The 11703-nt window shown below is 30.1% G+C and carries 8 protein-coding genes; 5 read left to right on the forward strand and 3 right to left on the reverse strand.

Annotation, left to right across the window (positions count from 1 at the left end):
* Positions 1 to 54: 54 nt before the first annotated feature.
* Genes GQS57_RS03270 through GQS57_RS03280 form a run of 3 tightly spaced genes read left to right on the forward strand, consistent with a single transcriptional unit; the run spans position 55 to position 4168 of the window.
* Positions 55 to 1770 (forward strand): cytosine permease, encoded by a 1716-nt coding sequence (locus GQS57_RS03270; protein ID WP_165731139.1) that lies wholly within the window; start codon positions 55 to 57, stop codon positions 1768 to 1770.
* Positions 1771 to 1777: 7 nt separating this feature from the next.
* Positions 1778 to 3277, forward strand: a complete 1500-nt coding sequence (locus GQS57_RS03275; protein ID WP_165731140.1) for a mannitol dehydrogenase family protein — start codon at positions 1778 to 1780, stop codon at positions 3275 to 3277.
* Positions 3278 to 4168, forward strand: a complete 891-nt coding sequence (locus GQS57_RS03280; protein WP_165731141.1) for a carbohydrate kinase — start codon at positions 3278 to 3280, stop codon at positions 4166 to 4168.
* A 62-nt stretch (positions 4169 to 4230) separates the two neighbouring features.
* Here the strand turns inward: GQS57_RS03280 and GQS57_RS03285 are convergent, their stop codons facing one another.
* Complete coding sequence (locus GQS57_RS03285; protein ID WP_165731142.1) at positions 4231 to 5130, reverse strand: EamA family transporter; 900 nt, start codon at positions 5128 to 5130, stop codon at positions 4231 to 4233.
* Between the two features lie 461 nt (positions 5131 to 5591).
* On the opposite strand from GQS57_RS03285, the gene GQS57_RS03290 reads away from it, so the two are divergent.
* Both GQS57_RS03290 and GQS57_RS03295 read left to right on the forward strand, forming a co-directional pair.
* Positions 5592 to 7058, forward strand: coding sequence for a circularly permuted type 2 ATP-grasp protein (locus GQS57_RS03290; protein ID WP_165731143.1), 1467 nt, complete (start codon positions 5592 to 5594; stop codon positions 7056 to 7058).
* Positions 7059 to 7064: 6 nt separating this feature from the next.
* Positions 7065 to 8078 carry an alpha-E domain-containing protein gene (locus GQS57_RS03295; RefSeq protein ID WP_165731144.1) on the forward strand — a complete coding sequence of 338 codons (1014 nt, stop codon included), beginning with the start codon at positions 7065 to 7067 and terminating at the stop codon, positions 8076 to 8078.
* Between the two features lie 109 nt (positions 8079 to 8187).
* On the opposite strand, the gene GQS57_RS03300 is transcribed toward GQS57_RS03295, so the two are convergent.
* A complete protein-coding gene (locus GQS57_RS03300; protein WP_165731145.1) occupies positions 8188 to 9108 on the reverse strand; it encodes a transglutaminase family protein in 921 nt (306 codons plus the stop codon).
* Position 9109: 1 nt separating this feature from the next.
* On the reverse strand, positions 9110 to 11680 hold the full coding sequence (locus tag GQS57_RS03305; RefSeq protein ID WP_165731146.1) for a circularly permuted type 2 ATP-grasp protein: 2571 nt from the start codon (positions 11678 to 11680) through the stop codon (positions 9110 to 9112).
* Between the last annotated feature and the right edge of the window lie 23 nt (positions 11681 to 11703).

The following is an 11703-nucleotide window of genomic DNA, read 5'->3' on the forward strand; positions in this document are numbered from 1 at the left end:
CATGTATAACATTATCACTAAAATTAAAAAGAACTAACTTTAAAAAAACATCATATGGAAACTCCCAATCAATATCAGCAGTTCGAAGACTTAGAAATAGAGCAATTACCAATTGCTAAAAATAAACTACATAATTGGACGCATTTTGCAGGTTTGTATGCTGCTGAGCATGTTGCCGCTACAGAATTTGTAATTGGAGCAACGTTTGTTGCCTTAGGTGCAACTACTAAAGATATCATTTTAGGATTATTGATTGGTAATATATTAGCTGTTTTAAGTTGGACGTTAATTACATCTCCTATTGCTGTAGATACTAGATTGAGTTTGTATACATATCTTAATAAAATAGCAGGAGACTCAATGACAAAGCTTTATAATTGGGCAAATGTTGTTATTTTTACAGTCATTTCTGCGGCAATGATAACCGTATCTTCTACAGCAGTTCGGTTTGCTTTTGATATTCCGGCACAACTAGATTGGTATCCAACTAATCTTTGGTTTGTTTTAATAGTTTTACTCGTTGGTATTGTTGTGGTTGCTATTGCTATATATGGTTTTACTGCGGTTTCTAAATTCTCTGCAATTTGTGCGCCTTGGTTATTTGTAATGTTTATTAGTGGTGCATTTATACTTTTACCGGCACTTTCTTTAGATGTTTTAGGTGAAACATTGCCAAGTGGATGGACGGAACTTATAAATTTAGGAGATCAATCCATTTGGACGGGACGTAATAGTGACGGAGAACCTGGAATTGGTTTGTTAGAAGTTATCGGTTTTGCTTGGGCAGCGAATTCAATTACTCACTTTGGTCTTATTGATATGGCTTTATTTCGTTTTGCTAAAAAGAAATCTTACGGATTAACAACAAGTACAGGAATGATGTTTGGGCATTTTGTAGCGTGGATATCTGCAGGAATAATGGGAGCTGGTGCAGCTGTTATTATTGGTAAATCTATCGTAGAATTAGATCCGGGAGATGTTGCTTATTACGCTTTGGGTTGGTCTGGTTTTGTAATTGTTATTGTTGCTGGTTGGACAACTGCTGTTGCCAATCTTTATAGAGCAGGTTTGGCTGCACAAGCTATTTTTACTAAAAATTCTAGAAAAAAGACAACTATAATTGTTGGTTTAGTAACTATGGTAGTCGCTTGTTTTCCGTTTGTGTTTTCTCAAATGCTTCCATTATTAACGTATGCAGGTTTATTAGTTGTACCAGTTGGTAGTATTGTTTTTGCAGAGCATCAAATTTTCCCTAAAATTGGATATACGCGTTATTGGTCTCATTATCGTAATTTAACCTTTAGTACTCCTGCCATTGCTTCTTGGGCATTAGGATTGTTGTTTGGTTTTGGTTTAAATATTTTAAATGTAATGTCTTTTTACTATTTATTTATACCAACATGGATTTTTACAATACTTATTTATACTTTTTTAGCAGGACGTTATGGAGCAAAAGATAAATATCCAGAAGAAGAAGAAAAAGAGAGAGTAAGAAATACGCATATAGATGAATTTCAAGAAATAAAAGCACAAAGAGAAGTTGTACTTATAATAGATACATCATTATTTACGAAGGTATTAAAAGGTATCTCTTTACTTTCATTAGCAATAACCGTTGTGTTGGCTTGTATTGTGTTATTTGGTAGCGAAACAGAAAAAGTATATATAGCAAATAGAGAACTATTTTACACCTATGCATTTGTATGTACTGTAGTCTATTTTGTAACATCAATTTGGGCACTTAAAAGAGGTAATTCTTTAAATAAATAATAAAATCATGGAAAATATAATTAAATTAAATCAAAAGAATTTAGCAGAAATTAGTACTAAAATAACTTCTCCTACTTATAATAGAAGCGACATTAAAACAGGTATTGTACATGTTGGTATTGGTGGTTTTCATAGATCACACGAAGCATTCTATACAGATTTGTTATTAAATGATGATACTCAGAAAGATTGGGGTATTTGTGGTGTTGCTTTGTTAGATTTTGACACTAAAATTTACAACATACTTAAAGAGCAAGACGGTTTATATACGTTGATTATAAAAGAATTAGATGGTTCGTTAACAAAACAAATTATCGGTTCTATGGTAGAAGTATTATATGCGCCAGAAAGCCCTATAAAAGTCATTGAAAAAATGGCGAGTCCAGATGTTAAAATCATCAGTTTAACCATTACAGAAGGAGGTTATAATTATAGTGAAGCAACAGGAGAATTCAATTTTGAAAATCCTTTAATTCAGCACGATTTAGAAACTCCGAATGCTCCTAAAACTATTTTCGGATATTTAACGCAAGCGTTGAAATTAAGAAAAGAAAATGGTTTAAAAGGTGTTACGATTCAATCTTGTGATAATATACAAGGAAACGGACACATGACAGAAAAAATGTTGTTAAGCTATGTAAAAGTAGCAGAACCAACTTTAGTATCTTGGATTGATGAAAATGTATCGTTTCCGAATGCAATGGTAGATAGAATTACACCAGCAACATCTGCATTAGATATCGAAAAATTAAAAGAAACTTCTGGTATTGATGATGGTTGGCCAGTAGTTTGTGAGCCTTTTAAGCAATGGGTGATAGAAGATGATTTCGCAGCCGGAAGACCTGCTTGGGAAAACGTCGGAGCTCAGTTTGTAAAAGATGTGGTGCCTTATGAAAAAATGAAATTAAGTTTACTAAATGCAGGTCATTCTGTATTAGGGATCTTAGGTGCATTATATGGCTATTCTACTATTGATGAAGCTGCAAATGATGCAGATATCAGTTCTTTCCTAAGAATTTATATGGGGAATGAAGTTACACCAACCTTAGGAGATTTAGAAGGTGTGAATTTAAAAAATTATAAATTTTCATTAATCCAAAGATTTGGAAATACTTATATAAAAGATCAAATTGAAAGAATCTGTTCTGAGAGTTCTGCTAAAATTCCAATTTTTATTTTACCTACGGTTTATAATCAGTTAGAAAATAATAGAACTGTAAATCATGCCGCTTTTATCATAGCTGCTTTTGCAATTTATAGTGTTGGCGTAGATGAAAATGGGTCTCAATTAATAATTAAAGATGCTATGGAAGCAGTTTTAACTGAGAAAGCAATTTTATCAAGAAATAATCCAGCGGCGTTTTTAGAAATAGAATCTATTTTTGGGCAGCTTAAAAACTCTAATACCTTTTTAAATGCTTATATAGAAGCGTATCAGAATATTGTGAAAAACGGAATAGAGAAGTCGGTGAAAGATATTAATAGTACTATTTTAAATGAAATTTAGATGGCAAATATTACATGTTTTGGCGAAGTGCTTTGGGATGTGTTTCCAACGCATAAAAAAATAGGAGGAGCTCCTTTAAACGTTGCAGTAAGATTACAGTCTTTAGAAAATAATGTATATATAATCACTAAGGTTGGTGAAGATGATAATGGTCAAAAAATTAAGACTTTTATTAAGGAGAATAACGTTAATAAAGTAGCGTTACAAATAGATGAAGAACTAAAAACAGGAAAAGTAAAAGTTTTATTAGATGACAATGGTTGTGCTTCTTATGATATTATGTTTCCTAGAGCTTGGGATCAAATAGAATTAACAGAAAGTGCAAAGAAAATAGTAAAAGTTTCAGATGCTTTTGTATATGGTAGTTTAGTGGTTAGAAATGAAGTGTCAAGAAACACATTATATGAACTTTTAAAAATAGCAAAATATAAAATTTTTGATGTAAATCTTAGGGCACCTTATTATAACATAGAGCGTTTAAGTTATTTAATGAATGAGGCTAGTTTTATTAAATTTAATGATGATGAAATTATTGAAATTTCAGAGGGATTAAATTTTAATTCAACTTCATTAGAAGAGAACATTCAATTTATAGCAGAAACTACAAATACAAAGTCTATTTGTGTTACTAAAGGTGGTTCAGGAGCCATACTTTATTATAATGATGTATTCTATTATAATGAAGGTTATAAAGTACAAGTTGTAGACACTGTTGGAGCAGGAGATTCTTTTTTAGCTTCTTTAATTAATAAGCTATTAAAAGATGTTGCGCCACAAGAAGCATTAGATTTTGCTTGTGCTGTAGGTGCAATAGTTGCAAGTAGTGAAGGTGCAAATCCTGAAATTAAAGAAAGCGATATTTTAGATTTTATGGAACAAAAGACTGTGTAAAATTTAATTACACATTATTATATATTGAAAAGTTTCGTAATTTATTACGAAACTTTTTTTGTTTAAGAATATAAGATTAAAAATACTCCAAGTAAAATTCCGAATAAAGGAACCAGTTTTTTACGCTTATTTTTTTCCTTAAATAGCAATCCGCCAACTACAACGGCAATTATAATCTGACTTCTTTTTATAGCCGATAATAGCATAATTAGAGCATCGGGATCTTGTAGTGCTTTAAAATAAAAATAGTCTGCCGTTTGTAATAAGACTCCAACAGCTGGTATAGACCATCTAAATTTAAAAGCTTTTCTTTTATCAGCATAAGGAAACCATGTAATTGATAAAATAATTAACAATATTAGAATGGTGTAAAAGCAAAACCAAAATTGTAATGTCTGTGGGTTTAAGATTAAAGTCTGAATTAAAAATTTATCATACAAACCACTAGAAGCACCTAAAAAGGTAGCCGCAATAATGGCAAAAATCCATTTATTTTTTTTAAAGTTGATACCCTCTTTTTTTCCTATTTTAGAATATAACAAGACAGATAATATAATAAGAAAGAAACCAATCCATTGTAAGGCGTTTGGTTTTTCTTGATAAATAAAAATTGCACCAATAAAGGTAAAAAAAGGTCCTGCAGATCTTATTGGTGTGACAATAGTAATAGGTAAATGTTTTAATGCTTGGTAAGCTAAAACCCAAGAGGCAGCCATTATCATAGATTTTATAAAGATAAACCCATGTGTACTCCAAGGAATACTAGTTATGTAGAAGCCTATTTTTTGCATATACTCCGGATTCCAAATAGAACCTAAATAGAACGGAAGTATCAATAAAAAACCTGAAGAAATGGTTCCCAACAAAACAGGAAATACTTCATTGCCTTGTACGGCGTGTTTTTTACATAAATTGTGTAATCCTAAAAATAAAGCCGCTAAAAGTCCTAAATACATCCACATAATGCGCGCGAAGATAATAGAATGAAAAAAATAGGCGACTTTTAATAGTTACTATTTTTTTATAAAGGGAGGTTGTTTGCTTATTATGTTGATAAATAGGTTTTTATATGTTTTTAGAATACGGGTACTTTAAGTTTATTCTTTTAATAATTTCTTTTATTGCTGTTTTAAGATAAATATTGCTACCTTTTGTAGGTATTTCAACAATGCTTTTAATATGAGTAAATGTTCTTTTTACTATTACCTGCACTCGTTATTTATGAATGATTGTAAGAATTTAATAGGAATTGGATAGAAAACTTATTTTTGAAATTATTTAATTAAAAATATGATAATGAATTTTTACGATTACTGTAAAAAATAAAATAAAATAAAATTATTGTTACAATAATCGTATCATAATTTAAAAATGTTTACTTTTTTCATAAAAGTAATTTATATTTACTAAAAAATTATAAGATTTGAAAGAAACTAAAACACTGCCGCTATTTTCTACTTACGAACTAGATTCTAGATTTTATGATGAACTACTTAAGGATAATAATGAAGTTAGGGAGGTGTATAAAACCTTATATAATTTATTTGGTTCTTACTCAGTATCTGAATTTGATCGTTTAAATAAACAAGCAAAAGATTCTTTTTTTAATCTAGGAATTACGTTTCAAGTTTATGGAGATAAGGAGGTAAAAGAAAAAATTTTCCCTTTTGATTTATTTCCAAGAATTATTAATAATAAAGAATGGACTACAATAGAGAAAGGTGTTTTACAAAGAAGTAAAGCTTTAAACCTTTTTCTTTGGGATGTTTATCATGATCAAAAAATTATAAAACAAGGCATTGTACCGGAAGATTTAATTAAATCTTCTGCCAATTTTTTACCAGAAATGATAGGTTTAGATCCTCCTGGAGGTATTTATAATCATATTTCAGGTACAGATTTAATAAAACATTCTGATGGTAAGTATTATGTATTAGAAGATAATATTAGATGTCCTTCTGGTGTTAGTTATGTTATTGGGAATAGAAATGCTGTAAAACATGCTTTGTTTGGTGTTTTTAATCAATATAATGCACACACGGTTGTAGATTATGGTTCTAAATTATTAGATACTATGGAATCTGTAAAACCAAATGGCGTAGATGCTCCTGTTTGTGTTATTATTACACCTGGTGTATATAATTCTGCTTATTACGAACATTCATTTCTTGCAAAACAAATGGGAGTTGTTTTAGTAGAAGGAAGAGATTTATTTGTAGAAAATGGTTTTGTGTATATGAGAACCATTTATGGACCAGAAAAAGTAGATGTTATATACAGAAGAGTAGATGATTTATTTATAGATCCATTGGTCTTTAAAAAAGATTCTATGTTAGGGGTTCCTGGTTTATTTTCTGTGTATCAAAAAGGAAATGTTACTTTGGTAAATGCTCCTGGTACAGGTGTGGCAGATGACAAAGCTGTGTATACTTATATGCCAGAAATTATTAAATATTATTTAGATGAAGAACCTATTCTAAATAACGTACATACCTATCATTGTAGTAGAAAAGATGAGTTAAAATATGTTATAGAAAACATAGATAAACTAGTTGTAAAGCCTGTAGATGAGTCTGGAGGATATGGTATATCAATTGGAAGTAAACTAACAAAAGAAGAAATAGAAACTGTTAAGAAAACAATTTTAGCAGCACCTAGAAAATACATTGCTCAACCTATAATGTCATTATCTACTCACCCAACGTATATAGATGAAAATGAGTCCTTCGAATCTAGACATGTAGATTTAAGAACGTTTACTCTATTAGGAAAAGATACCGATTTTGTATTAAAAGGAGGTTTGTCTAGAGTTGCACTTAAAAAAGGAAATTTAATAGTAAATTCATCTCAAGGTGGAGGGTCAAAAGACACTTGGGTTTTAAAAAAATAAAAAAATATGTTAGCAAGAGTAGCCAATAACCTTTTTTGGATGGGAAGATATATTGAACGTTCAGAGCACTTAGCAAGGTTTTTAAACGTAAATTATTTTTCATCTTTAGACGCACCAGATGAGTTATCACAATCTAGACAATTTGTTTTAAGATCTGTAATGTACATGTCTGCCAATGAAATTATAGACGCAGATATTACATTAGAAGAAGAAGCCGTTTTATTTAATGTTGGTCTAAATTTAGAACAACCGTATTCCATTGTAAATACCTTTATTAATGCGCATGAAAATGCAAGAAGCTCTAGAGATTTAATTTCAACAGAATTATTTGAATGTATCAATAGAATTAATCATAGTTTTAAAGGATATCCAATTGAAAAATTTGTAAAAAGTGGTTTGTACGAGTTTACTTCTATGGTAACGCAATCTGCTTCAGAGGTAAGAAGTAAAATTAAAGGTACGCTTTTGCATGATGAAGTATACGCCATTATTATGTTAGGTGTATATTTAGAAAGAGCGATACAAGTATCTAGAATTATTAATTCTAAATTAAGTGATGTTGCAGCAGCTAAAGAAATTTATGGAGATGTAATAGATGGTAGCTACCAATGGTCAACGCTTTTAAAATGTGTATCTACACATGATATGATGCGTAGTTTTTATAAAAAAACACCTTCTAGAAAAACCACTTTAGAGTTTATTATTTTAAACGGAAAATGTCCTAGATCTATAAAAAGTTGTTTGTATCAAATATATAAGTATATCTGTATTATTTCTAAAAACAGACAAATTACAGATGATTCTGCAGCTTTTTTAATTGGTAAAATGAAAGCTGATTTTGAGTATAAACTCATAACAGATATTGAAGATAATATAGAAGAATTTATTGCAGATCTAATAGAGCATTTAGTTTTAATTGCTGATAAATTAGAAGATAATTATTTTAATATTTCAGACGCTATAGTAAAACCAGATGTTAAAGTTGCAACTGAAGTTAAAAAACAAACTCAAAAGCAATAATATTTAACGTAAAAATAATTGTCTTATTTAAACGATTATTTTAAAAAACAATAAACCTCAAAGTTTTTAAATGCTTTGAGGTTTTTTTTAGTTTTATTTTTTTAAAAGTTTAAGACTGACTCTGGCTTTGACTTTGATAATTTTTGGCAGGTCTTAAATCTACAGCTACATCCATTTTACTTTTACCCGTACTATAAATAACCCCTTTTAATGGTGGGACATCATAATAATCTCTACCGTGAGCAACAACTATATGTTGGTTTTTTGGTATTTGGTTGTTGGTTGGGTCAAAATCTATCCAACCTAAAGTTGGGATAAACACAGAAAACCAAGCATGAGAAGCATCTGTACCAATCAGTTTTTCTTTTCCTTCTGGTGGTAGTGTTTCTATATAGCCGCTTACATATCTGGCAGGTAATCCCATAGACCTAACACAAGCAATAGCTATTTGAGCAAAATCTTGACAAACCCCTTTTTTCTCTTTCATTACTACTTTTAAAGGTGTTGCAATGTTTGTAAATCCAGAAACGAAGTCGAAATCTGTAAAAATACGTTGCATTAATTCGTAAGAAGCATCATACAAAGATCTTTCAGGCTTAAAAGAAACTAATGCATATTCTTTAATAACGGTACTCATGTCAGAAATTAAAGGAGAGCCTAAAACAAATTGTCTAGCTTCAATAATGTCTGGCTGGGTTCCTTTTAATAATTTAAGAGCTTCTTCTATGGTAACTTTTTTTCCTTCAGTTAAATTTTGTCCTTCTATTTGTATATCATAATCTCTAGAAACTTTACTACGTGCAATAACAACTAGTTCTTCATGACTTTGCTGAATAGAAAAACGAGTAACCGTATTTCCAAAAAAATCGAGTCTTTCTGAGATATCAGTAGGTTCTGGACTAATTTCTAAAGCGTATTCTAATACAGTCTGTCCTTTAAAACTTTTAGGTTTTAAGGTGGTTATATTATGACAAAAGGAAGCACCGTTTTCATAACTATATTTTGTTTTGTGCCAAAGGTCAAAAATCATATTAATTAGAGATTTTTCTATCTACCAACTGTTTTTGTTGCTGAGAGTGGTTAAAGTAAGTGTCTGAAACAGATAAAGATGTTAAGTGTAATAAATCACTTAAATCAGACAGTAAGTTGTCTAACTTTTTACGCATATTAGATGCTTCATCAATTTCTAGAATTTCTTCTAGCGATAAACTTTCAATTTTTTGAATTACCGTATTGATGTTTTTTTGACAAATAGTCATTTCTACAGATGTACTTGTATTCGGTAACTTATCAATATCTTTCTTAATCCTTTTTACTTGATACATTAAAGATCTAGAATATTCTTTATCTAAAAGTAATAACTTTAAGACGTTTTCTATACTTAGATAAGACTTGTAACTGTATCTATAAATGTTTAAACTTTCGTGACTATTTAAAAGTGATTCTAAAACTTCATACTCTAATTCCTCATTATAATTTACAATAATTAAAGACCTAAACTTCTCTATAGTCATAGATGCTTGTTCTATTTGCAAACCAATAAAGTAGAGTAGAAGTCCTTGTCTTACTAATATACTTTCTTCTGACAAAGCCATAAAAGCAATTAATCTTGTAATTATTTTATCAAAGAACTTAGATAAAGTAGAAATAGTGTAAACCTTTTCTTCTTTAAGTTTTGTAAGTTGTTTCTGAATTCCATCAAAAACACGCCACATATCTTTAGACCATAGGTTTCTAAGAGAATAATAAGAGTTGTTAAAACTCTGCATAGATTGCGCAAAACCTCCAATTCTTTGGTTATCTAAAGTAAGCGACTTTAATTCTTTGAGAGGATTCTTTAATGCTTCTTCTTCATTTTCTCCTGTAAAACCAGGAAACGTAGAAGTAATGTTTGTAATAGATTGAAATAATATTTTTAAACTTTCAGATTCAGATTTTCTTTCATCATTATATTGTACATGCGTCATTTGGTTTAAAACCATACGTAAATACCTTGCTGTAAATAAAGTTCGACCCAAATATCTACCAGACCAATATAGGTTTTCGGCAGTATTACTAGGTACGTCATTAATACTTTCTGCCTGATTGGAAACGCTCTTATTCCAAGAATAGTTTTGTAAGTAATTTTGTTTTTTATCACTAACAATCCAAAAATCTTTACTAGTTCCTCCTCGCTGATTAGATACAAAAAGTTCTTCACGTTCTGTGGCAACTCTAACCAAACCACCAGGCATAACACTATAACTATCTTGTTTTGCTATAGAAAAAGTTCTACACACAATTTTACGAGGTTCTAATTTATCGTCAATAAAATTAGGAGCTGTAGAAAAAGATATTTTTTCTTGTGCTACAAATCTATTTGGGTTTTCTAAAATTTCTTCTTTTAGTTCCTTTAATTCTTCTTTGCTTAAAAACTCACAAAAATAGATATGTTCTCTATGTGATCTGTCTATTCTTTTTACTACATAAGAAGGTAAATCTTCTAAAACATGTTTTCTTTCTTTTTCTTGTCCGCACCACCAAGAAGCAATTTGAGGTAGAATTAACTTTTCTTTTAAGAAAAATTTGCAAATATTCTCCATAAACGGAATTAAAGCAGGGTTTTCTAAAACACCACTTCCAATAGGATTTACAATGGCAACGTTTTGTAAACGTACAACTTCTAACAAGCCAGCAACTCCTAAATAAGAATCTTCTCTTAATTCTAAAGGATCCATAAAGCTGTCGTCTACACGTCGTAAAATAACATCTACTTGTTTTAAACCTTTTAAAGATTTTAACCAAACTTTACCATGTCTTACCACTAAATCATTTCCTTTTACCAAAGGATGACCTAAAAATGAAGACAAATAAGAATGTTCGAAATACGTTTCATTATGTGGGCCAGGTGTTAAAATAACCACCATTGGGTTTTCTGTATTAGACGGCGCTACACTCAATAATAATTTGTTAAAATCATTAAAAAAGGTAGAAGGTTGCCTAACGTTTACATGCTTATATATTTCAGGAATAATTTTAGTTGTAGAAAATCTATTTTCTAAAGCATATCCCATTCCCGAAGGCGCCTGTGTTCTGTCATTTACAACCCACATTCGCCCGTCTGGACCTCTCGCTAAATCTACTGCATGTACCAGTAATTGTTTTGCTGTTTTATATTCAATTTGATCACAAGAACGTAAAAAACCACGATGTGCGTAAATTACTTCGGGCGGAATAATTCCGTTTTTAAGCAATTCACGTTTTCCGTATAAATCTTTTAAAATAAGGTTTAATATTTCAGATCTTTGTTGAATTCCTTTTTCAATTTCGCTCCATTCTTTCTGATGAATTATAAACGGAACTACGTTTAAATTCCAAGGTCTATTTAACCCTTTAGGATCGTTATATACATTATAGGTAACACCATTTTCTGCCAATAACCAATCTATATCAACTTGTTTAGAAGCTAATTTTTTAGGTCCAATTTTTTGTAAATTGTCTAATAAAACTTTCCAATCTGATGTTTCTTCCATTTTAGAGATTAATAGTTCATCATATTTACTTTTATTTAAAAAATAATCGTGTAAGATTGTTTTTTCAATTTGATTTTCTTCTATCGTCATATTTCATGCTACCTATAATAAAT

Source organism: Polaribacter sp. 20A6 (assembly GCF_011378915.1).
Taxonomy (GTDB): Bacteria; Bacteroidota; Bacteroidia; order Flavobacteriales; family Flavobacteriaceae; genus Polaribacter; species Polaribacter sejongensis.

Bases quoted from the DNA above. Each gene is read 5' to 3' on its own strand.
- GQS57_RS03300 (WP_165731145.1), bottom strand. From the start codon at position 9,108: ATGATTTTTGACCTTTGGCACAAAACAAAATATAGTTATGAAAACGGT.
- GQS57_RS03305 (WP_165731146.1), bottom strand. From the start codon at position 11,680: ATGACGATAGAAGAAAATCAAATTGAAAAAACAATCTTACACGATTAT.
- GQS57_RS03270 (WP_165731139.1), top strand. From the start codon at position 55: ATGGAAACTCCCAATCAATATCAGCAGTTCGAAGACTTAGAAATAGAG.
- GQS57_RS03280 (WP_165731141.1), top strand. From the start codon at position 3,278: ATGGCAAATATTACATGTTTTGGCGAAGTGCTTTGGGATGTGTTTCCA.
- GQS57_RS03295 (WP_165731144.1), top strand. From the start codon at position 7,065: ATGTTAGCAAGAGTAGCCAATAACCTTTTTTGGATGGGAAGATATATT.
- GQS57_RS03275 (WP_165731140.1), top strand. From the start codon at position 1,778: ATGGAAAATATAATTAAATTAAATCAAAAGAATTTAGCAGAAATTAGT.
- GQS57_RS03285 (WP_165731142.1), bottom strand. From the start codon at position 5,130: ATGTGGATGTATTTAGGACTTTTAGCGGCTTTATTTTTAGGATTACAC.